General features: G+C 62.0%; 24 protein-coding genes and 1 pseudogene. 6 read left to right on the top strand and 19 right to left on the bottom strand.

The window, feature by feature from the left end; genetic code table 11:
• Positions 1 to 169: 169 nt before the first annotated feature.
• Positions 170 to 877 (bottom strand): FadR/GntR family transcriptional regulator, encoded by a 708-nt coding sequence (locus AC1D1P_RS02050; RefSeq protein ID WP_477665654.1) that lies wholly within the window; start codon positions 875 to 877, stop codon positions 170 to 172.
• Positions 878 to 1,162: 285 nt separating this feature from the next.
• On the opposite strand from AC1D1P_RS02050, the gene AC1D1P_RS02045 reads away from it, so the two are divergent.
• A complete protein-coding gene (locus tag AC1D1P_RS02045; RefSeq protein ID WP_477667888.1) occupies positions 1,163 to 1,573 on the top strand; it encodes an FKBP-type peptidyl-prolyl cis-trans isomerase in 411 nt (136 codons plus the stop codon).
• A gap of 3 nt (positions 1,574 to 1,576) precedes the next feature.
• Here the strand turns inward: AC1D1P_RS02045 and AC1D1P_RS02040 are convergent, their stop codons facing one another.
• Positions 1,577 to 2,452, bottom strand: coding sequence for an alpha/beta fold hydrolase (locus AC1D1P_RS02040; RefSeq protein WP_477671939.1), 876 nt, complete (start codon positions 2,450 to 2,452; stop codon positions 1,577 to 1,579).
• Between the two features lie 228 nt (positions 2,453 to 2,680).
• Here AC1D1P_RS02040 and AC1D1P_RS02035 point away from each other — a divergent pair, with 228 nt between their 5' ends.
• Positions 2,681 to 3,694: an LLM class flavin-dependent oxidoreductase gene (locus tag AC1D1P_RS02035; protein WP_477667890.1), complete on the top strand. Its 1,014-nt coding sequence runs from the start codon at positions 2,681 to 2,683 to the stop codon at positions 3,692 to 3,694.
• A 177-nt stretch (positions 3,695 to 3,871) separates the two neighbouring features.
• The gene (locus AC1D1P_RS02030; RefSeq protein ID WP_477671938.1) at positions 3,872 to 4,483 is read left to right on the top strand and encodes a DUF6198 family protein; all 612 of its coding nucleotides are present in this window, start codon (positions 3,872 to 3,874) and stop codon (positions 4,481 to 4,483) included.
• A gap of 28 nt (positions 4,484 to 4,511) precedes the next feature.
• Here the strand turns inward: AC1D1P_RS02030 and arfB are convergent, their stop codons facing one another.
• The 13 genes from arfB to AC1D1P_RS01965 all read right to left on the bottom strand — a co-directional run bounded on the left by arfB (position 4,512) and on the right by AC1D1P_RS01965 (position 15,828).
• Complete coding sequence (gene arfB / locus AC1D1P_RS02025; RefSeq protein WP_477667892.1) at positions 4,512 to 4,928, bottom strand: alternative ribosome rescue aminoacyl-tRNA hydrolase ArfB; 417 nt, start codon at positions 4,926 to 4,928, stop codon at positions 4,512 to 4,514.
• Between the two features lie 19 nt (positions 4,929 to 4,947).
• Positions 4,948 to 5,397, bottom strand: a complete 450-nt coding sequence (gene aroQ, locus AC1D1P_RS02020) for a type II 3-dehydroquinate dehydratase (RefSeq protein WP_477667893.1) — start codon at positions 5,395 to 5,397, stop codon at positions 4,948 to 4,950.
• Positions 5,398 to 5,541: 144 nt separating this feature from the next.
• Positions 5,542 to 6,324, bottom strand: a complete 783-nt coding sequence (locus tag AC1D1P_RS02015) for an alpha/beta fold hydrolase (RefSeq protein WP_477667894.1) — start codon at positions 6,322 to 6,324, stop codon at positions 5,542 to 5,544.
• A 51-nt stretch (positions 6,325 to 6,375) separates the two neighbouring features.
• Entirely contained in the window at positions 6,376 to 6,768 is a 393-nt protein-coding gene (locus AC1D1P_RS02010) for a carboxymuconolactone decarboxylase family protein (RefSeq protein WP_477671937.1), read from the bottom strand.
• 4 nt (positions 6,769 to 6,772) lie between these two features.
• Positions 6,773 to 8,011, bottom strand: coding sequence for a 3-carboxy-cis,cis-muconate cycloisomerase (pcaB, locus tag AC1D1P_RS02005; protein WP_477667896.1), 1,239 nt, complete (start codon positions 8,009 to 8,011; stop codon positions 6,773 to 6,775).
• 124 nt (positions 8,012 to 8,135) lie between these two features.
• Positions 8,136 to 9,029 carry a sugar phosphate isomerase/epimerase family protein gene (locus tag AC1D1P_RS02000; RefSeq protein WP_477646438.1) on the bottom strand — a complete coding sequence of 298 codons (894 nt, stop codon included), beginning with the start codon at positions 9,027 to 9,029 and terminating at the stop codon, positions 8,136 to 8,138.
• Positions 9,030 to 9,042: 13 nt separating this feature from the next.
• Positions 9,043 to 9,945, bottom strand: coding sequence for a VOC family protein (locus AC1D1P_RS01995; RefSeq protein ID WP_477667897.1), 903 nt, complete (start codon positions 9,943 to 9,945; stop codon positions 9,043 to 9,045).
• A gap of 32 nt (positions 9,946 to 9,977) precedes the next feature.
• Complete coding sequence (locus tag AC1D1P_RS01990) at positions 9,978 to 10,739, bottom strand: ABC transporter ATP-binding protein (RefSeq protein WP_477671936.1); 762 nt, start codon at positions 10,737 to 10,739, stop codon at positions 9,978 to 9,980.
• Positions 10,740 to 10,865: 126 nt separating this feature from the next.
• Positions 10,866 to 11,624 (bottom strand): ABC transporter ATP-binding protein, encoded by a 759-nt coding sequence (locus AC1D1P_RS01985; protein WP_477671935.1) that lies wholly within the window; start codon positions 11,622 to 11,624, stop codon positions 10,866 to 10,868.
• On the bottom strand, positions 11,621 to 12,628 hold the full coding sequence (locus AC1D1P_RS01980; RefSeq protein WP_457280112.1) for a branched-chain amino acid ABC transporter permease: 1,008 nt from the start codon (positions 12,626 to 12,628) through the stop codon (positions 11,621 to 11,623). The genes AC1D1P_RS01985 and AC1D1P_RS01980 overlap by 4 nt, the downstream gene beginning before the upstream one ends.
• Positions 12,625 to 13,500, bottom strand: coding sequence for a branched-chain amino acid ABC transporter permease (locus tag AC1D1P_RS01975; RefSeq protein ID WP_457280111.1), 876 nt, complete (start codon positions 13,498 to 13,500; stop codon positions 12,625 to 12,627). The genes AC1D1P_RS01980 and AC1D1P_RS01975 overlap by 4 nt, the downstream gene beginning before the upstream one ends.
• Positions 13,501 to 13,617: 117 nt before the next feature.
• On the bottom strand, positions 13,618 to 14,832 hold the full coding sequence (locus AC1D1P_RS01970) for an ABC transporter substrate-binding protein (RefSeq protein WP_477667899.1): 1,215 nt from the start codon (positions 14,830 to 14,832) through the stop codon (positions 13,618 to 13,620).
• 27 nt (positions 14,833 to 14,859) lie between these two features.
• A complete protein-coding gene (locus tag AC1D1P_RS01965; protein ID WP_477671934.1) occupies positions 14,860 to 15,828 on the bottom strand; it encodes a shikimate dehydrogenase family protein in 969 nt (322 codons plus the stop codon).
• A gap of 193 nt (positions 15,829 to 16,021) precedes the next feature.
• Between AC1D1P_RS01965 and AC1D1P_RS01960 the strand changes: the two genes are divergently transcribed.
• Positions 16,022 to 16,834, top strand: coding sequence for an IclR family transcriptional regulator domain-containing protein (locus tag AC1D1P_RS01960; RefSeq protein WP_477671933.1), 813 nt, complete (start codon positions 16,022 to 16,024; stop codon positions 16,832 to 16,834).
• A gap of 208 nt (positions 16,835 to 17,042) precedes the next feature.
• Here the strand turns inward: AC1D1P_RS01960 and AC1D1P_RS01955 are convergent.
• Positions 17,043 to 17,201, bottom strand: a pseudogene (locus AC1D1P_RS01955) (short-chain dehydrogenase); the annotation flags it as partial.
• A gap of 143 nt (positions 17,202 to 17,344) precedes the next feature.
• On the opposite strand from AC1D1P_RS01955, the gene AC1D1P_RS01950 reads away from it, so the two are divergent.
• On the top strand, positions 17,345 to 18,229 hold the full coding sequence (locus AC1D1P_RS01950) for a DMT family transporter (protein ID WP_477667902.1): 885 nt from the start codon (positions 17,345 to 17,347) through the stop codon (positions 18,227 to 18,229).
• Positions 18,230 to 18,371: 142 nt separating this feature from the next.
• Here AC1D1P_RS01950 and aroC read toward each other — a convergent pair whose 3' ends face one another.
• The 3 genes from aroC to AC1D1P_RS01935 all read right to left on the bottom strand — a co-directional run bounded on the left by aroC (position 18,372) and on the right by AC1D1P_RS01935 (position 20,665).
• Positions 18,372 to 19,469, bottom strand: a complete 1,098-nt coding sequence (gene aroC, locus AC1D1P_RS01945; protein ID WP_477667903.1) for a chorismate synthase — start codon at positions 19,467 to 19,469, stop codon at positions 18,372 to 18,374.
• A gap of 113 nt (positions 19,470 to 19,582) precedes the next feature.
• A complete protein-coding gene (locus tag AC1D1P_RS01940; protein WP_477667904.1) occupies positions 19,583 to 20,185 on the bottom strand; it encodes a hypothetical protein in 603 nt (200 codons plus the stop codon).
• Between the two features lie 33 nt (positions 20,186 to 20,218).
• Positions 20,219 to 20,665, bottom strand: a complete 447-nt coding sequence (locus tag AC1D1P_RS01935) for a hypothetical protein (protein ID WP_477667905.1) — start codon at positions 20,663 to 20,665, stop codon at positions 20,219 to 20,221.
• A 305-nt stretch (positions 20,666 to 20,970) separates the two neighbouring features.
• Here AC1D1P_RS01935 and AC1D1P_RS01930 point away from each other — a divergent pair, with 305 nt between their 5' ends.
• Positions 20,971 to 21,393: a cupin domain-containing protein gene (locus tag AC1D1P_RS01930; protein ID WP_092130677.1), complete on the top strand. Its 423-nt coding sequence runs from the start codon at positions 20,971 to 20,973 to the stop codon at positions 21,391 to 21,393.
• Positions 21,394 to 21,424 lie beyond the last annotated feature (31 nt).

Genomic DNA, 21,424 nt, shown 5'->3' with positions numbered 1-21,424 from the left:
GGCCACCTGACACGATGTGGCGTATTTGGCCTTACCGGGAGGTGCGTGTGTATTGGTGCTTACCCGTGATCCGGGATCAAAATCGGGGTGAAAAGACGGGAAAAAGCCTGCGCAATTGCACAGGCCTGACCACGGCACAGGAGCAAAGGTTGACAGCACAGACCTTGGTTCACGACCATTCGCGGCGGTTCTCGACCCAGCGCTGTTCGGAGGCTTGCAGATGCATGCGCATGGCGTTCTGTGCGGCCAGTACATCCCGGTTTTCCAGGGCGCGCAAGATGGCTTCATGCTCCTGCAGCGCAATGGCCCAGCTTTGGCCCGATTCGGAATGCGCGCTCAGGCGCGCGGCAATCGGGCTGTGGCGCTCGTCAAACAGCTCTCCCACCAGCCGCTCCAGCACGGAGTTGCCGGTCATTGCTGCAATCGTTTGGTGAAACTGCCGGTCAAAGGCCAGGGGCGAGCGGTTTTGTGCCATGGCGGACAGCATGTTGTCCAGAATCTGGCGCAGCGCCAACAGCGCCTCGGGCGTGGCCCTGGCGCAGGCCTGCAGCACGATAGTGCCCTCAAGGGCGGCGCGTGCCTGCATCAGTTCGATCGGGCTTTCGCCCATGGCGGCCAGGGACTGCGGCTTGCGCTGGGCCGCGCTGCAGACGTACACGCCAGCGCCCATGCGCACTTCCACGCTGCCCTCAATTTCCAGTGCAATCAGCGCCTCGCGCACCGAGGGGCGTGAGACGCCCAACTGCAGGGCCAGATCGCGCTCCGGCGGCAACCGCGCACCCGCGGTGTAGTTGCCCTTGTCAATGAAGGCGCGAATCTGCTCGGCAATTTGTTGATAGAGCCGACGGTTGTCGACCTGTTTGAGTTGGTCCAGCATGAGTCCTCCGCGTGAAGTGCAGTTTATGCGACGGCGGTTTTTGCTATGGGGTTATGGTTCGAACTGGTAAGGCCAATGCAAAATTTTTCACGCTGACGTTACTAATTTTGGAGCCAATTTTGATTGGCTGGAGTACCACTCACACCTTCCGCCCCCTCATGATCCAGCTCAGCGACCTGACAACCTGAGATAGGCGAGCCGGCGCCACTGAGGCAAGGCGAGAGCCGGGACGATAATCCAGGTCACCCTTTCCGATTACCCCATTGCCACGAAAGCATGACCTCCATGAAGACATTGACCGCCGCGCTCATCGCCCTGGCCTCCATTGCTCTGTCCAGCACCGCCCTTGCCGCCGCCCCGGCCGAGACCCTGCCCAGCGGCGTGAAAATCGTGCACAGCACCGACGGCACCGGCCCGCAGCCCAAGGCGACGGACACCGTCAAGGTGCACTACCGCGGCACGCTGGCCGACGGCAAGGAATTTGACAGCTCTTACAAGCGCGGCGCGCCCGCCACCTTCCCGCTGAACCGCGTGGTGCCGTGCTGGACCGAAGGCGTGCAGAAGATCAAGGTCGGCGGCAAGGCCACACTGACCTGCCCACCCGCCACGGCCTATGGCGACCGCGGCGCCGGCGGCGTGGTGCCGCCCAATGCCACGCTGACCTTCGACATCGAACTGCTCGCGATTGAAAAGTAAAAGCTAAAGAGGCGCTTCGAGCGTCGTGAGGAGGGCTTTGTCAAAGGACTCCGCGCGCTCGAACTGCAGCCAGTGGCCGGCGCATTCGACCAGGGCCAGGCCCCTGAAATCCGCAGCTCGCTCCAGGGCTGCCCGCAGCCCATCAAGCTTGCCGCGGTACAGCGCATCCTCTTCCCCGTAAATCGCCCACACCGGGCAGCGCGGCCGCGCCAATGACTGCGCCAGCGCGCCGGTGCGCGCCAGGCTGCGGCCCTTCATGCGGTCGCGCAGCACGTTGGCGATGTGCAGGCGCAAGGCCAGTTCGTTGATCGCATTCTCGCGGTACAGCATCAGCGCAGCGAGATTGTGGCGATGGATCTCATCGCGCTGGCCCGCATCGGTGAGATGCCGCCAGGCGCGCAGGCGTATGGCTTTTTCGGGCGCCACACCCAGGCCGGGCGCACCCACCAGCACCACACGCGCCGCCCGGGCAGGGAAACGCTCCGCCACAAAGCCGGCCACCATGCCGCCAAAGGAAAATCCCACGAGGTCGCAGGCCGCCTCGCCCGCCAGCAGGGCCAGCCCTTGCTCGACCGGTTCGGGTAGCACGTCAGCATCGGTGCCCCGTAAAGGCGCGGCCGAATCGCCAAAACCGGGAAGATCAGGCACCAGCACCCAGCGGCCCGACGCGGCCAGCGCAGGGATGTTGCGCAGCCAGTGCATCCAGCTGCCGCTGCCGCCGTGCAGCAGCACCAGGGGCGCGAGCCCGGGCCGGCGCGTGGCCTGGCCCCATATGTGCCAGACCATGGTGCCGTCGCCGCAAGGGGTTTCAAAACGGCTGGCCGTGCGCAGCATCGCGAGCGCTTCTGGAGGAAGCTCAATGTTTGCCGAATCTGTCATGGGGGATTTATACCCTGCCCCTCATGCGGCCATCGCCAAGCTCCTAAACTGGCTTACCGCCTTCTCATACACCTCTGTGAATCGCAGCCCAACCGCCCCCTCTTCACTCCCTCTCCCCCTGGGAGAGGGTTGGAGTGAGGGCCAGCGGCATTCGAACACACACGGCGCAACATCAAACGCCGCAAGCCCTCATCCCCGCCTTCTCCCTGAGGGAGAAGGCGCAAAAACATGATCCCCTTTTCAGTCCTCGATCTATCCCCCATCGTCACGGGCGCCACTGCCGCCGATGCCTTTCGCAACACCCTGGCCCTGGCCCGGCATGCCGAACAACTGGGTTTCAAGCGCTTCTGGCTGGCCGAGCACCATAACAACCCCGGCATCGCCAGCGCCGCCACCGCGGTGGTTATCGGCCATGTGGCGGGCGGCACGCAAACCATACGCGTAGGCTCCGGCGGGGTGATGCTGCCCAACCATTCGCCACTGGTGATCGCCGAGCAGTTCGGCACGCTGGCTTCGCTGTACCCCGGCCGCATCGACCTCGGGCTGGGGCGCGCACCGGGCACCGACCAGCTCACCGCACGCGCACTGCGGCGTGACCACCAGAACAATGCCGATACTTTTCCGCAGGACGTGGAGGAACTGCAGGCCTACTTTGAACCGGCAGAGCCCGGCCAGAAAATCAGGGCGGTCCCGGGCGCTGGCCTCAAGGTGCCGCTGTGGCTGCTGGGCTCCAGCCTCTTCGGTGCCCAGCTCGCTGCCATGCTGGGCCTGCCCTTTGCTTTCGCATCGCACTTCGCGCCCGACATGCTGATGCAGGCGCTGGACCTGTACCGCAGCGGCTTCAGGCCTTCCGCCCAGCTCGCCAAACCTTATGCCATGGTGGTGGCCAATGTCGTCGCGGCCGAAACGGACGAAGCGGCACGCTACCAGCTCACCTCCGTGCAGCAGGCCATGACCCACCTGCTGCGCGGCACGCCGGGGCCGATGCCGCCGCCCATCGACGACATCGAAAGCTACTGGTCACCGGCCGAGAAAGCCGGCGCGCAGCGCATGCTGCGCTATGCCGTCGCAGGTTCGGCGGCAACGGTTGAAAACCAGCTTCAGCGCTTCATCGAGGATACCCGGGCCGATGAACTGATGGTGACCACTCACATTTACGACCCCGCCATCGCCCGGCGCTCCCTGGAAATCACCGCGCAGGTGCGAGACAGACTGCAACAAGGAAACCAGCGCCGCGCATAACGCTATTGTTTTGATAGCTGCTTGCGCTCGTCCTTATTGGGCTAGAGCCTTAAATGGCTTGAATTTCGTCATGTGAGCGCCGCAGGCCAATCCGTAGTCACTGAAATGCAAATGTGCCCATTGGCACAGATCATGCAGAGCTGAAGTGCCCGCCCGTGGGCAACACGCCAGCTTCCCATGCCCCCAGTTACATCACCCGAACGCCACACCCTTTTTGACGATGCGCAGGGCATCTTCACGGGCACGCTGTTTGTGTCGCTGGCGATGGTGATCTTCAACCAGGCGGGCCTGTTGACGGGCGGTACGGCCGGCGTGGCCTTTGTGCTGCACTACGCCACGGGCGTGAGCTTCGGCAAGCTGTTCTTTCTGGTCAACCTGCCCTTTTACTGGTTCTCCTGGACCCGCATGGGCCGCGAGTTCACCATCAAGACCTTCCTGTCCATTGCACTGCTGTCGCTGCTGGCAGACTGGTCGCCCCGGGTGCTCGACATCGCGGACATCCACCCGCTGTACGCCGCGCTGGTGGGCGGCCTGCTGCTGGGGACCGGTTGCCTCTTCCTGGCCCGGCACCGGGCCAGCCTGGGCGGCGCCACCATCGTGACGCTCTATCTTCAGGAAAAGCACGGCTGGCGCGCCGGCAAGATACAGATGGCCATTGATTCGGCCGTGGTGTTGATGGCGCTGGCAGTCGTGCCCCCTGAGCGCGTGGCATATTCAGTCATGGCGGCCGTGCTGATGAGCCTGTTCCTCTGGGTCAACCACAAACCCGGGCGCTATATGGTGACCTGAACGGCACCAGGTGGACTGCCGGCCGGGCTTAGTCGCCGCCGCCCACCTTGCCCCGTGAAGACTTGATTTCCGAGCGCTGGCTTTTGCCCGCCAGGCGGCGCTGCTTCGAGCCGTAGGTAGGTTTGGTGGCGCGCCGCGCCCGGGGCGGTGTGGAGACGCCGTCAACGATCTCCTGCAGGCGTGCCATGGCGTCGCTGCGGTTCATCTCCTGGGTACGGTGCTGCTGGGCCTTGAGCACCAGAACGCCCTCCTGCGTGATGCGTCCGTCGCTCGTCGCCAGCAGCCGTTCCTTGACGGCGTCGGGCAGCGACGAAGCCGCAATGTCAAAGCGCAGGTGAATCGCACTGGAGACCTTGTTGACGTTTTGCCCGCCGGCGCCCTGCGCGCGGATGGCGTTGAACTCTACCTCGCGTTCGTCAACGGGGAATTTCGGTGGCGCAGCCATGGTCAGCGCCGCAACCGGGTCAGACTGCCAACTCGGCCAGGCCCGCGATGGCGAGGGCGTAGCCCTTGACGCCGAACCCGGCCATCACGGCCCTGGCAGCTGGCGAAATATAAGAGTGATGGCGGAAAGCCTCGCGTGCATGCACATTGCTGATGTGCAGCTCGATCACCGTGACGCCCGCGCCCTTGATGGCATCGTGCAGGGCCACGCTGGTGTGGGTATAAGCGCCAGCATTCAGCACGATGCCTGCCAGCGTGCCAGCAGCCTGGGCGCGCCCGGCTTCATGGATGGCGTCAATCATCACGCCTTCGTGGTTGCTCTGGCGAAAGTCGAGCTTGAAACCGTGGGTTGCGCAGGCCTTGGTGCACAGCGCCTCTACATCGGCCAGGGTTTGCGAACCGTACACGGCCGGCTCACGCGTTCCCAGCAAGTTGAGGTTGGGGCCATTCAGGACAAGGACTGTTTTCATGAAGCGGGGCTTTCCAGATGTTCGGGTGGGTGGGGCTTGGCTATTAGCCTGGGCCCGATTATCGACGCTGCCGCCGCCAGCCCATCACCGAAGCACCCTGTCCCCCCGCTCCCGCACCTGCCCGATCAGTCCGCTGGCAGCGCCCTAGCGCAGGCTTTCGAAAAAGCGTTCCAGCAAGTCGGCAAATGCATCTGGTTGCTCCACCGCGCTCAAATGAGCCGCTGGCAAGGTGCGCAATTGCGCACCCTTGATGCTGGCGCAAATGGCTTCCGACATGGCCACGGGCGTTGCTTCGTCGCGCGTGCCGGCAATCACCAGGGCCGGGCACTGGATCGCACCGTTGCTGGCTCGGAAGTCGATGCGGGAAACCGCTTCGCAGCTGGCGGCATAAGCGGCGGCATCGGTGGTTTCAAGCACCTTGCGTAGCGCGGCTACCTTGCGCGCACCGCCACCCGCCTCGTCCGCCCTGGATTCCGGGGTAAACCAGCGCTGCATCGCACCGTCTGATATCGCCGCCACGCCCTGGGCCTGTACGGTGTGAACGCGCGCCTGCCACATGGCGCGCGCCGCGTCGTCGTAAAACAGGGCGGCGTTGGCAATGACGATGCTTTTGAGCAGCTGCGGATGCCGCGCCGCCAGCGCCTGCGCCGTCATGCCGCCCATGCTGAGCCCGACAAAATGCACTGGGGCGCCACCCTGCTCCTTGATCAGGCCCGCCACATCATCGGCCAACAGGTCGAGTGTGTAAGGGCCGGGCACCGCTTCCGATTGGCCATGGCCGCGGTGGTCATGGCGCAGCACGGTGTAGCGGTTCTTCAGGACGGCCGTCACGCCGTCCCACATCGTGAGGTCACAGCCCAATGCATGGCTGAGCACCACAACAGGCCCCTGGCCTTCACTGATGCAATGCAGGTGAGGTTTTTTCATACTTCTATTAATGATGATGAGTTGCTTGGAAGCCCGCAAATACACGCCCTGTCAGTCAGCGAGCAGGCCTTTTTCGCGAAGGATCTCGCCCGCCACAGAGAACGCATGGTTGGCGGCGGGAACACCACAGTAAATGGCGGCCTGCAGAATTACTTCCTTGATATCGTCCGGCGTGAGCCGCGACTCCGGCGGGCCGTCGAGCGCGGCCCGGACATGCATGGCAAATTCTTCATACGCCTTGAGCGCAATCATGGTCGACAGGACCATCAGACGTCGCGTCTTGTCCCCCAACGCCGGCCGGCCCCAGACCTCATTCCACGCATAGCGCGTGATCAAGTCCTGGAACTCGCCGTTGAAGGCATTGCTTTTGGCGATGGAACGGTCCACCCAGGCATCACCGAGCACGCGCCGGCGGTTGATCATTCCCTTGTCATGGTCGTTCATGGTTTTACCTTTTTGCGGTCTTGGTGCGATGGCTGTCAGTGTGCGTTTGCCCCACCAGTGCTTCAACAGCGTCGGCCTGCGCATGCGCGAGTGTTGACGCGTGCCGCGCCAGCGCCGGGTTAAACCATTCGTCGGCGGCATCGGCGGGCAGCACGGAACGCAACGCATCCAGGTTGGCGCTCATGCGCTGGGTGTCCACCTGCAGGCCAGGCAGGGCCTGGGCCATGGCGCGAACGGATCCGTGCGCCGACATCAGCAGCCCCGGCCATTCGGCCAATTCGGCCTGCCAGTTCCCCAGGGCGCGCTCATGCTCCTGCGCCATGGCGGCCAACAGGGCGGCCACGCGCTGCGGCGCGCGCTGCGCTGCAGCCAGTGCCACCATGCAGGCGACCGGATTGCGCTTGTGCGGCATGGCGGATGAACCGCCGCGCCCCGGCTCGGTCGGCTCTGCCAGTTCGCCCACTTCGTACTGCCCCATCAAGGAGATGTCTTTGGCGATCTTCCCAAGGCTGCCCACCAGCAGGCCCAGTTCGCAACCCAGCGCCACCCACTCATCGCGCTGGGTGTGCCACGCAAATGCAGAAGGTTTGAGCTTCAGGTCGGCCGCCATATGCGCCATGATTTGTGGGCCCTTGCCGTTCATCTGCGCCAGTGTTCCCACGGCCCCGCCCAGCTGCACGGCCAGCGCATTGTGGCCAGCCACTTGCAGGCGCTGCAGGCTGCGCGCCAGCGGCGCAGCCCAACCCGAGCACTTGAAACCAAAGCTGGTGACGGATGCCGGCTGCATCAGCGTGCGAGCCAGCACGGGGTCGGCGGCATGGCGGCGGGCCAGCACCAGCAACGCCGCCACTGCCTTGCGGATGTCGGCCTCAATCAGGTCCAACGCATTGCGGGTCACCAGCGCCAGCGCGGTGTCGATCACGTCCTGGGAGGTCGAGCCGAAATGGACAAAACCGGCGGCCTCCTTGTTGAAGAGGCCCACGGTTTCCTTCAGGGCCTTGACCAGCGGAATGGCAATGCTGCCCGCGCGCCCGCTTTCGCGAACGATCTTGGCCACATCAAACAATTCGATCTTGCAGGTGCCGATGATGGATTGCGCGGCGGCCTCGGGGATCAGGCCGGCGCTGGCCTGCGCTCTCGCCAGCGAAGCCTCAAAGCGCAACATGGCATCCAGAAAGTTACGCTCGCTGAAGGCCTCCAGAATTTCCGGCGTGGACAAAAAACCTTCAAAAATACTGCTCATGCCGTGCACTCTCAAAAAACAATGACTGATGGTTTTCCACCGGGTCGCCCCAAGGAAAACCGCGCCTCATACACAAAGGAAAGGGGCAGCGCGCCGCAGGCACGAAGTGACGAACGCGGGGGTTTCATTTTTTCAGGCGGATCTGGTTAGGCAGCGGCACGGAACGGCGCAGCACATCCTCCCCCAGCCACAGGGCCGAGCGCCATGCGCGCTGGGCCACCGTCGGCAAAGGCATTTGCTGGTAGTCGTCGTTGAACACTTCAAAGCTGTAATCGCCGCGGTAGCCCAGGCCATGCAGCTTGGTGACCAGCGTGGCCAGCGCTTCGCTGTGCACGCCCTCGCCTGGAAACACGCGGAAATGCCGGGCGGTGGCAATGCGCTCTTCGACCGACTTGATTTCCGTCCACATGAAGTCAGCCAGCTGCACCAGAAAAATTTTGTCCGGATCCAGTATGTCGAGCTCGTCCAGCGAGGTCTTGGTCGCAAACATGTGAAAAGAGTCAAAGCCCAAACCCAGGTTGGGCATGTCGGCTTCACAAATAATGTCCCAGGCCTGCGGGAACTCATTGACGGTGCGGCCCCACGACAAGGCTTCGTAGGCGATCTTGATATTCATCGGAATCGCCAGCATGGCCAGCTTGCGCAAGTCCCTGACCAGCGCCTGGGTTTCACCCGTGGCGTGCACCGAGGTTGACGAACAGATCAACAGCAGGCGGCAGCCCAGCGCATGGCACATTTCCAGCATCGATTTGGCGATGTCCATCTTGTAGTCGTGCAGGTGCCCGGACAGCCCCTCAAAATCACGCAACACCTGGAACCCGGTGACGCGCAAACCGCTTGCACGCACCGCAGCGACGGCGGCTTCCATGCCGTCTGGATGGCCTACCAGGTCTTTGGCAGCGAGCATGATCTGCGTAAAGCCAGCCTCGCGCACGGCTTTGAGCTTGGCCTCCAGCGGACCTGCCAGCGAGATGGTGTCCATCCCGAAATCGTCGATGTTGCCGCTGTAGTGGCTCATGCCTGGCGCCTGTTTAGCGTACGTCATGGACCAGCTCAAAACTCACGCTGCCCATCCAGCTCTTGGTCAGCGCGCCGCGGTCCTCGGTATGGACCCCGGGTGACTCGAGGAATTCCACGCCGCGCTTGCGCAACTCGCCGACAGTGGCCAGCACGTCTGCGCTGCCCAGGCCAATGCGCTGCAGGCTCTCGTCCCCTTCCACGTCGAGCACGCTGGCTTCAGGCTCGATCAGCTGAAGGTAAAAGCGCGACGAAGGCGGGCAAGGACTGCGAAGGATGCGTCCCTTGGGCAGGATGCCGAAGCGCTGTTCGTCGGGCAGGTCGGTAAAGCCAAACAGCTCGCGGTAAAACTCGGCCCAGTCTTCAGTACGGTCATTGCCGATGTATTGCACGACGCCAAAGAAGTGCAGCCCCGCAACCGCTGGCGGATGCTGCTCCACCGTGGGAATCGGCACAAAGTCCACGTCATAGATCGAAAACTTGTCGTAACGATCCACAAAATAAATGCGGCTTTTTCCCACGCCATGGATGGCCGGAATGTTCAGCTCCATCACCTCGACGCGTGACGGCACGGCCCAGGCGCCCCGCTCCAGCGCACGGTGGTAAGCGTCTGCCGCGTCCCGCACGCGCAAGGCCACAGCGGCAATCACCGGCTTGTCGGTCGGCGCGGTGCCATCCGGCATGGCGGGAATGTGGGCATTGACAATCACGTTCATGCTGCCCTGCCGGTACAGCAATACCTCGCGCGAGCGGTGGCGGGCAACCGGACGGAAACCCATCGTTTCCAGCACCTGCCCCAACGCCTGCGGCTTGGCAGTGGTGTATTCAATGAACTCAATGCCGTCCAGCCCCAGGGGGTTGGCAACTTCGGGGATGGCCTCCCGGTCTGCGGTTGGTGCCTGTGCAAAGGTGCTCATGGTGATGTCTCCGGTGAGAGGTTGCAGCAGATTCAGGAAGTTGCCATGGCGGGCGCCAAGGTTGCGCCCGGCACATGGCCGCCGCCGAGGAARAGGCGTTCGATGTTGGGGTCYGCCAGCAGCTCSGCCGCCGGCTTGTGCAGCACCAGTTGSCCCGACTCAAGCGCGATGGCGTCATCGGAAATTTTCAGCGCRCTTTTGACGTTTTGCTCAACCATCAAYACYGTSGTGCCCTGCGCCGCCAGTTTCTGCAACAGCTTGAACACGTCCTGCACCACCATGGGCGACAACCCGATCGAGGGTTCATCAATCAGGATGACCTTGGGGCGCAGCAGCAAGGCCCGGCCGATTTCAAGTTGCTTCTGCTCACCACCCGAAAGCGCTGAGGCCTGGGAATGCAGGCGTTCCTTGACGCGCGGGAAAAACTCCAGCACCTCGGGAATACGCTCGTGTGTGGTTTTCGTACCCAGCGTGATGCCGCCCAGCTCCAGGTTCTGCCACACAGTAAGCTGGCCAAACAGGTTGCGCCCCTGGGGCACAAACACAATTCCTTTGGCCAGCAATTCTTTCTGGCTGGCGCCCGAAATGTCCTCACCATTCAACAGGATGCGGCCCTGCCGCGGCTTGAGCAAGCCAAACAGCGCTTTCAAAACCGTGGACTTGCCCGCACCATTGGGGCCCAGCAGCAGCGTGATGGAACCAGTCCTGACCTTGAACGACAGGTTGTTCAGGATCATGAAGTCCTTGTAACCTGCCACCACATCGTCAAATTCAATACAGATCTCACTTGTCATATCAATCTCCATGAAGCCTCAGTTGACCTCTTTCCAAGCAACGGCGCGGAACCGGCTCCGCCGGGCCGCAGCGGTTGTCCCCCTTAAGGGGGATTCCGGCTACACGCAGTGAGCCGAGACAGGGGGTTAGTTCCCTAAATAGGCGTCCAATACCTCTTTATTGGCCCGGATCTCCGCCRGCGTACCAATGGCCAGCACCTTGCCTTCGACCATCACCATGATGCGGTGGCACAGGCCCATCACAAAATCCATGTTGTGCTCGATCACCACAAACGAAGCCTTGCGGCCAAATTTGGGGTTCTGGTTCAGATCCCGGAGCAGCGACGAGATGCCGCCCACCAGGCTGGGATTGACGCCCGCGCACGGCTCGTCGAGCAGCACCAGGTCCGGTTCGGCCATAAAAGCCATGGCGATGTCCACCAGCTTTTGCTGGCCATAGCTCAAGGTACCGGCGAGCTTGTCAGCCACATGGCGGATGCGGAACTGGTCGATGAGCGCATCCGCCTTGTCGCCCAACCCCGAGTCGCCAGGCGCGAACATGCGGCCGAGCAGGCTGCCCTTGTGCTCCTGGGCYGCCACGATCAGGTTGTCGCGCACCGTCATCTTTCCGAACACCTGAAGGGTCTGAAAGGTGCGGCCCACGCCACGCCGGCTGAGCTCCAGCGGCGACAGGCCGGTGATGGTTTTACCGTTGAGTTCGATCGTGCCGGCATCGGGGCTGATCTGGCCCAACACGCTGTTGAACATGGTGGTTTTACCCGAGCCATTGGGTCCGATGACACCAAAGATTTCCCCCGGCATGACTTCAAAGGAGACCCCGCCCACAGCCTGAATGGCGCCATAGGCCTTTTTGAGCCCGGCAACTTTTAACAACGCGTTTGTCATGATGCCGCTCCGATCCGGCTGGCTGCAGCCGCACGTGCCTGGGACGCCTCACGCGCTGCGCGCTTGGCCCGTATACGGTCAGGAATGCTGAGCAACCCATCGGGCAGCCACACCATCAACAGCACCACCGCAGCGCCGAACATCGGCAAATACCAGTTGGACACCAGCGGCACATCGCGCAGCCACTCCGGCAGCACCACCCCCACGGCGGCGCCCACGATGGGGCCCAGGAAATAACCCGCACCGCCGACCACCACCATCAGATACATCATGATGGACGCGGCCACCGTAAACGGCCCCGGCTCGATGAACTGCACCAGCGATGCAAACAGCGCACCGGCGATGCCGGCGTAAGCCGCGCCAATGGCAAAACTCAGCAGCGTGTAGTTGCGGATGTCCACCCCCAGGCTCTCGGCCCGTATCGGGTTGTCGCGCAAGGCCGTGAAAGCCTTGCCCCAGGGTGAGCGCAGCAACCCCCACAGCAGGCCCGAAAGGATGACCGTCACGGCCAGTACAAAGTAGTAGTAAGGCAGGTTGCCTTCGAGCGAATACCCGAAGAGGGACGGCCGTGCAATGTTGTTGATGCCAAAGGTGCCTCCGGTGAGCCACTCTTCATTGCGCATGACCAGCCAGATGGCGGTGTTAAAACCCAGCGTTGCGAATGCCAGGTAAATGGCTTGCACGCGCAGCGCCGGGAAACCCAGGATCAGCCCGACGGCAAAACAGATCAGTGCGGCAGCCGGCAAACCAAGCCAGAAGCTGACACCCGCCTTCATCAGGATGGCGACGGTGTAGGCGCCAATACCGAAGAAGGCCGCGTGGCCCAGCGATTTCTGGCCCGCGTAGCCAATGGTCAGGTTCAGTCCCATGGTGGCAATGATAAAAACCAGCCAGTAGGTCAGCAGGTAGATGCCGTAGCTCTTCAGGAACTGCGGCACCGCCAGTACCAGCAAAGCGGCCAGAACCGTCAATACCAGGGCAAATTTGTTGTTGGCGAGCTTCATACCTTGCGCTCCTCTTTTTTACCCAGCAGGCCTTGTGGCTTGAAGAGAATCACCACCATGAAAATAACCAGCGCCACGGCGTCCTTGTAGGCCGGAGAAATATAGGCAGCGGCCAGGTTCTCGCACACCCCCACAATCAGCCCGCCCAGCAAGGCGCCGCGCGAGTTGTTGAAACCGCCGATGATGGCGGCAAAAAAAGCCTTGGTACCCAGGCCTTCGCCCATGTCGAACTTGGCGAGGTAAGTGGGCGTAACGAGCAGGGCCGCCGCCACCGCCAGCACGGCATTGATGGCGAAGGTGTAGAAAATCATGCGCGGCACATTGATGCCCAGTACCGAAGCGCTTTCGGTGTTTTGTGCCACGGCCTGCATGGCACGGCCCGTGACGGTTTTGGCCAGGAAAGCCTGTGTCGCCATCACGATGATCAGGGCCAGCGCAAAAGTGCCGATGTCCTGAAGCGTTATCGTGACGCCGGCGATGTTGAACAGCTTGTCGGCAAAGAGACTCGGAAAAGGATGGGCTTCGGCGCTGTAGCCGGCGCGCACGCCATTGCGCAGGGCAATGGAAAGCCCGATGGTCGCCACGACGATGGGCATCATGCCGTACTTGAAGAGCGGATCCACCACCCCCCGCTTGAAGACCCAGCCCAGCAGCAACACGGCCAGCAGCACCGCCAGCACAAAGCTCACCAGCATGGGTGCGCCCAGCGAAATGAAGGCCAGCATCATGAAGGCCGGCAGCATGACAAATTCACCCTGCGCAAAGTTGATCGTTCCCGAGGCCTGCCACAGCAAGGTAAAGCCCAGGGCCGCCAGCGCATAAATGCTGCCGGTGGCCAGGCCCGAGAAAAAGAGTTGGAGAAAGTCTGTCATGGGAAGGTCCGATGGAGAAAGTCGGTTGTATTCAGCGGAGTTCTCAATGGGAAGGGCTTGCGCCCTGCCCCATGAGCGGCCGGCCCCGCATGGCCGGCCGAGGTTGCAGTTACTCAGTTACTTCTTCGCGGCTGGCTTGGCCGCAGCAGCAGGTGCCAAAGGAAGGGTCTTGCTCACGTCCCGGGTGGCCAGGCCAAGCGGGGGAACCATGTCAATGACTTCCTGCTTGCCGTTTTTGACTTCCACCATGAAGCTCATGCGGTCGAGGTCGCCCTTGTTGTCGAACTCGGTGTACATCAGCGCGCCGGGATATTTGTCGGTGTTGACCTTCAAGCCCTTCATGGCCGCAGCCACGGCCTTGCGGTCCAGCTTGCCGGCTTTTTCGATGGCGGCCTTGAGYACGTAGACACCGGAGTAGCCCTTCATGCCGTTGTGATCGGAGATGTACTTGTAGTCCTTCTCAAACTTCGCTTTGAAAGCGCGGATGGCGGGCACCGGCGCATCCACCGTCAAGCCCACGTGGGCAATCGCGCCGTTGGCAGCCTCACCGGCCAGCTCAATGACTTTCTGGCCTGTCAGGGTGGTTTCGCCGATGATGGGCTTGTTCCAGCCCTGCTTGCGCAGCTCGCGCAGCAAGCGTGCCGACTCTTCTTCGTTCGAATAGGCGAACACGCCGTCTGCATTGCTTTGCTTGGCACGCAGCACCGCGGCGGAGAAGTCGACCTGGCCCGGTTCGGTGGAGATCTCGCTCAGGATTTTGGTCGGCGAATTGGCGAGGGCTTTTCTGATCGAGTCCATGCCGCCCTTGCCGAAATCGTTGTTCACATAAATGACGGCAATGCTTTTGAGTTTGGCCTGGTCACTGATGTAGCGTGCCACCTTGGGCATGGCAGTGGCTTGCGTGAAACTGGTGCGAAACACGTAAGGGTTGCCCTGCTCGGTGATGCTGGCTGCCTCGCCCCCGGTGAAGTTGGGCACCTCGGCGCGCCGTGATTCGGCCATGCTGACCATGATGGAGCCGGAGAACACCGGACCAAAGATGGCAAACGCGTCGTCATCGATGGCCTTTTGCGTCAGCCCCTTGGCCACGCCCGCATTGCTTTGCGTATCAGCGGTGGTTGTCTGGATTTTCTTCCCCAGGATGCCGCCGTTGGCATTGATTTCCCTGACGGCCAGCTCCACGCCGTTCTTGAAGTTGGTGCCTGCCGTGGCGCCGCCGCCGGACAGCTCGACAATGTTGGCGATCTTGATGACGTCTTGCGCAAAACCAGCGCTGGCACTTACTGCAAGCGCGCAAGCAGCTATCAATTTGAGAGCGAATCGTTTTTTCATGGTTGTCTCCTCTGGGGGGTTAAAAAATCAAGGTGATGCGAGTCGTGCTTCCCCGACTCCTGGGATGGGAACACTGTCAGATGGTGTGGTCTGGAAGGGGCGCCTGATTTCACCGGCCATCGTGGCGGGGTACAAATGCCCACGGATAAAAGTGGCATCGCGGCGAACGGCCTGCGCCGCTGCGGCATGCCCAAAAAAATCCAGGTAGTCCGGCACCTGCTGGATCAGCATCTCAAATCCGGGCTGTGCGGTCAGGCCGCGCTCGCGGGCAGCGCGAACCAGCGGCGTCGGCTGGTTCTTCATGAGGATGTCCATGACGGCCGCATGCGGCGYCATGCGGGAGACATCGCACGGCAGGGGATCATCGGCCCTGAGCCCCAGCGGTGAGGCATTCACCACCACGTCATGGCCCGAAGGGTCACCGCTGCTCACAGCCGCGATGCTTGCGTTTGACAGCGGCATAGCGGCGGTAATCTGGTCGGCCAGCACCTGCGCCTTGCCGGGCGCCGGGTCATACAGCGAAATGGCGGCCGGCGACTGGTTTCCCGCCATCGCGAGTGAAGCGGTAATCGCGGCTGCCGCGCCGCCTGCGCCCAGTATCAACACGCGCTTGCCGGCGTAGGCCACACCGAAATAGTCCAGCGACAGGACAAACCCTTTGCCATCAAACAAGGCACCTTCCAGTTCACCGGCTGCGTTACGGCGAATGCCATTCACCGCACCGGCTACCCGGCCCGCGTCATTGCAATGCGAAAGCAGGCTCATCACTTCTGCCTTGTGCGGGATGGTCAGCAACATGCCTTTGACGTTCCTGGCCAGGAAAGCGGCTTTCACAAAAGCCTGGATGTCCCCGGCGGCCACATGCACCGGGACAAGGACAGCATCAATACCCAGCGTCTTGAAGATCAGGTTGAACACCTCCGGCGCACGCACCTGCCCGACCGGATCGCCGGGGATCAGATACACGTCGGTATTGCCCTGAATGGTGGAAAACATGCTGGATTGCCTAAAACGTTCGATAATCGATTGAAACTGCCAGATTTGGTGTGAACTTTAGTAGCTAGCCTCAGGAATCCCAACAGGTTTATCACCAAATTGATCGATGATCGCTCAATAAAGATCGATGATCGAACGAAACAAGGGTTTGACCTATGCCTGCGTTGAAACCCTCTTGTGAATACTTCAGCAAATGACTGCGGCCAAACTCCCCATTTCACCCTCTACATTGCAGGCCCCCAGCCCTTCCACGCTGGACAAGCGCGACTGGATTGCCGGGCTGGAAAAAGGCCTGTCCGTCATCGAATGTTTTGACGACGCCAACCCACGCCTGACCGCCAGCCAGGCCGGCGCGCGCTGCGGCATGACACGCACGGCCGCCCGCCGCTATTTGCTGACGCTGGAGCACCTGGGGTATGTCGCCGGCGACGGCAAGCTCTTCTGGCTGACGCCGCGGGTGCTTCGCCTGGGCCAGTCCTACCTGGAGTCGGCCCGCCTGCCGCGCATCGTGCAACCCTTTTTGCAGCGCGTGACCGCCGGCACCCAGGAGAGCGCGTACGTGAGCGTGATGGACGGAGACGACATCGTCTATATCGCCCGCAACGRCTCCAGCCGCGCCATGAACACCGGCTACGTGCTGGGCTCACGCGTGCAGGCCCAGGTCACGGCTGCGGGCCTTTTAATGCTGTCGATGCGCGACCCCGCCTGGCTGGAAACCTGGCTGGCCAACCACGAGCTCAAGGCCTACACCTCATACACAATCGCCAGCAAGGACCGCCTGCGGATCGAACTGGCGCGCGTGCGGGCACAAGGATGGGCGATTTCCGAGCAGCAGCTGGAACTCAATTACCGCGGTATTGCCGTACCGCTGCGGGACCGGCACGGGGAAGTGGCCGGGGCGCTCAGCGTGACCATGCCCATGGGGCATGAGTCGAGTGAGGATGCGGGGGGACGGGTTTTGTCGGTGTTGCGGGAGACGGCGCAGGCGATGAGAAACCTGATTTGAGTGCATCTGCCAGGGCGGTTCTTGCTCTGGCGGGTTCTTGCTCTGGCGATGCGCGCTTTGCTGAGGGTGGCTGGCCGGGGGTTGCCCGGCCAGCCGCTCTCAGTAGAGAACGCCCAAGCCGGAGCAAGATCCAGCCTCAAGATTCGCTATCAATTCAATAGCTGCCCGCGCTTATCCCTATTAGTCAAAAGCCATTTTCACTAATGAATCAAACCACCCCAACACTCCCCGTCAACGGTAAAACAATCCCCGTGACATAACTGGAACAAACAGGAGAAGCCAGAAATACATAAGCAGGCGACAACTCCTCAGGTTGCACCGGCCGCCTCATGTCGGTCTTCCTGCCGAAGTCCTTGATGACGAGTGGCCCGCGCCTGGCGCGGTGTAGGAAAGATTCGCGCCTTCGCCCCAGCCATGCCTTGCGGCCGCTGCAGCGTCGGGCCGAATCTTGCACAATCAAGGCAGCCATCTTTTCCATTGCCGCTTTTGTTGCCGCCCGAGCGGCGTTTGATGCAAACCCGACACTTCCTCCAGCTCATCGCGATGTCCGCCCTCTGGGGCGCATCATTTCCCCTGCTGCGTATCGCCAGCCCTGCCCTGGGGCCGTGGGTGGTAGCGGCCACCCGCTGCGTCCTGGCCGCAATCGTGCTGGGTCTGCTGATGAGCAGGCTGCGCGGCCAATGGCCGCCGCGCGAGGCGTGGCCCCGGCTGGCGCTGCTGAGCATGCTGTCGGTGGTGGTTCCCTTTGTGCTGTACAACTGGGCCGCGCTGGTCATCCCGTCGGGCTATTCGGCGGTGCTCAATGCCACGGTGCCGCTCTTCGGCGTGATGGCCGCCGCGCTGGCCGGCGAGGAAAAACTCACCCGCATCCGCCTGCTCGGCTGCGCGGTCGGCTTTGCCGGCGTCGCGCTGCTGGTGCAACTGGGGCCCGTCGCCGTCACGCCCCGGGTCGTGCTGGCGGCGTTGGCCTGCGTCGCCGCGTCGGCCAGCTACGGCTTCGGCGCCATCCTCATGAAACGTGCCACCATGGCCTATTCGCCGCTGCCTTCGTCAGCGGTGGTGCATGTGGCCGCGGCCCTGATCCTGCTCATACCGGGCGGAATCGCCGCACCCTCGGCTGTTCTGACGCCGGGCGCCGTGGCTGCCGTTACGGTGCTGGGCACGTTTACTTCCGGGTTTATGTACTGGATCAGCATGCGGCTGATGCGCGAGATTCCGGCCAGCGCCACCACGTCGGCGGCCTTCATGATTCCGCTGTTCGGCGTGACCTGGGGCGGGCTGTTTCTGGGGGAGCCGGTGACGATCAGCATGTTGCCCGGTTGCATCCTGGTGTTATCGGCCACCGCGCTGATCACGGGTTTTAACCCGTTTCGGGCTGCGCCACCTGAGCCATAAAGCTTAAGGCACGCACCGGCGCGAAGTCGTAAAGAAATCGTGGCGAGCGGCCCGAGCAGCCCGAGGTCGTGTCGAGGACCGGAGCCGTACACCCACCCGTACGGTGAGGACCGCAGATGCGAGATCGGGCCGCGCAGCAGATTTATTTTCGGTTTCGCATGATGTTGGGCGTGGCGACCACCACATCCGCATTCTGCGCACGCTGGCGCAGCGCATGCTCCATTACCACCAGGGCCAGCATGGCCTCGGCAATCGGCGTGGCGCGAATGCCGACACAAGGGTCGTGCCGGCCCTTCGTCACCACCTCGGCGGGGTTGCCTGCGGTGTCGATCGACTGGCGCGGCGTGATGATCGAGCTCGTCGGCTTGATGGCGATGGACACCTCCAGGTCTTGCCCCGTGCTGATGCCACCCAGTACACCGCCGGCGTTGTTCGACTGAAAGCCCTCAGGCGACAGACCGTCGCCGTGCGCGGTGCCGCGCTGCGTGACGCTGGCAAAGCCGGCGCCAATTTCAACGCCCTTGACGGCGTTGATGCCCATCATGGCGAAAGCGATGTCAGCGTCCAGCTTGTCAAAGAGCGGATCGCCCAGGCCCACCGGCACCTTGGATGCTGTGACACGAATGCGCGCGCCGCAGGAGTCGCCCGCCTTGCGCAGCGCGTCCATGTAGTCTTCCAGTTTCGAGACGTCGGCGACCGGCGCGAAGAACGGGTTGCCCGGCACGTGTTCCCACGATTCAAACGGAATCGCGATGTCGCCGATCTGCGTCATGCAGCCGCGAAAGGTGGTGCCGTATTTTTCAGCCAGCCACTTCTTGGCCACCGCGCCGGCTGCCACCATGGGCGCCGTCAGGCGGGCGGAGGCACGGCCACCGCCGCGCGGGTCGCGCCGGCCGTATTTGTGCAGGTAGGTGTAGTCGGCATGGCCTGGGCGGAAGGTTTCCAGGATGTTGCCGTAGTCCTTGCTGCGCTGGTCGGTGTTCCTGATCAGGAGGCAGATGGGGGTGCCCGTGGTCTTGCCCTCGTACACGCCGGAGAGGATCTCGACAGCGTCGGGCTCATTGCGCTGGGTCACATGCCGGCTGGTGCCTGGCCGGCGGCGGTCCAGGTCGCCCTGGATGTCGGCCTCACTCAAGTCCATGCCGGGCGGGCAGCCGTCAATCACGCAGCCAATGGCCGGGCCGTGGGATTCACCGAAGTTGGTGACTGCGAATAGGGTTCCGAAGGTATTTCCGCTCATGGGGGGATTATCCCAGAGGGGGCTGAGGGGGCACGGACAGCCTGATTCAGGCCCGCCGTTGACAAGCCCGGACAAACCCGGCGTGTGCGTAGCGCTGGTTTCTCGTGGTCATGTCAGACCAATGCCGAAGGGGCCGGCCCTTTCGGCAAGAAGGTAACAGCGGAAAAGTCGCTGCGCCAGAACATTGCCGATGTGATTGGAGCTCCCCAGGATTCAACGCAGGCAAGCACATCGCCTCGCTGCAATCGTTTCCGCTTTAATCGCAACTGATACTTTTCCAGGTTTTCGAAGGACAAAGGATCTCCCTTTTGATAGAAGTCCCAACCTGGGTTGTCACTCATTACACGGACAAAGCGCAACAAAGCGCCTTGGGAATAAGCAGAAAATTCATTCACGGCGTCCTTCCGGCAATCATCAGCGGTACTTCGAATTGAAATTACATCAAAGCGAAACGTCGACTGCGCGTAAGCTGGTACGTAACCATCTCCCGCAGACAGGTGAGGCATAAAAACCGTTAGCCCAGGTGCGTTAGCCGGTGACCACAGAATGAGCGGCGGCGCGCCTTTGTCTTCCGTGTACGGCTGTTCTGGCAAGACAAACGAGGTTGGGCTGCCATGAACCCGCATTGGCGGATAGCGATCAAACGCCTGGGCAACCTCGGCCACCGGTGCCTTGATCACAGACAGATTGAAGAATGGTCGATCCAGAACAGACATGATGCGAACGTTTTGTTGCTTGCCGCACTGCGACTACGCGAACTCACCACGGCGCGGTGCAACTTCGCCCTGCAGAAGAACACGTAATGTGAACTTGAGCGGGAAAACCTGAGACTCTTTCATGCGCAGCGCGGCCGCAACCGCCTTGCGTTCCTTTTTTGCCTGCGGGTACTCGGCCGAGGGAACGAAGATGTGGTCGTTTTCATGCAGCAGCACCCCATGCCCAAACTCGAGATCGCCAGCCGTGGTCACGCCAACAAAGCCGGTGAACATCTGGCCCGAGGAAGCAAGGAAATCAGCAGCAACGGACAGGTCGTAAAGGTCCGGGCCCATCATCTTCGCCGGATGAGGACGAACCCAGGTTTCGTCCTGCTCTTCATCCCCTTCCTCGTCGCTTGCGAACTCCCAGATGGGAAAAGCGATGAGGTCTTCCGGCTTGAGTTGGTCAATGGGCTTTCGGGTCTTCAACGATGGACGCATGGACAGTGTCTTCTAAGGTGAAAGTGTCAACAAAACCGGTCAAGCCCGGCCCTCGCTTGAAGAAAGGGTCAGGTCTCCGCTCCCCCTTGAGGAAACGAATGAGCTTGGGCCACATGTCAAACGCCTTTGAGTCGGATGGGTGGAGGTTTAGACGTTCCTGAACTATAGCTTTGCAAAGGCCCCTCTTTGTCGCCCTGGCTGTGCAGCCAGCGGTGTAGCCCACGCCGCACACACTCTGGAACACTTCATGCTTGCTGCACCGCACCAATCCCGAGTTGGATGTCTTGATTGAACAGGAGCACCCCATGCTGGACCGCACCGCGACCAAGTTTTCCCATGTCAAGCCTGGCGACACGCAGTTTGTCTCCGGTGGTTTGCGCGACTTTTTCCTGTACCGTGACCTCGGCATTGCCGACGCGACCAACGGCAAAGTCATCGCGCACCTTGTGAAGGCCAATATGGCACCAGAAACAGGCACGGGATGGCACCGTCATGAGGCAGATTTCCAGATCGTCATCATGACCAAGGGCTGGGCCCGCTTTATGTACGAAGACAAGGAAACCCTGGTCGAGGCCGGTGACGTGGTGCACCAGCGACCAGGCATCAAGCATTTCCTGTTCGACTACTCACCCGACATGGAATACCTGGAAATCGTCGGGCCAGCGGACTTCAAATCCATAGACGTAGACCCGGTCTGCGAAATTCCGCCACCTACCCCCTGGAAATAGCGCCCCCACGGTCGCTCACTTCGTGTAGCTC

It is taken from the genome of Polaromonas sp. P1_E1_2 (assembly GCF_056406035.1).
The sequence above is the reverse complement of the archived record's forward strand: the minus strand, read 5'-3'. Positions and strand labels throughout refer to the sequence as shown.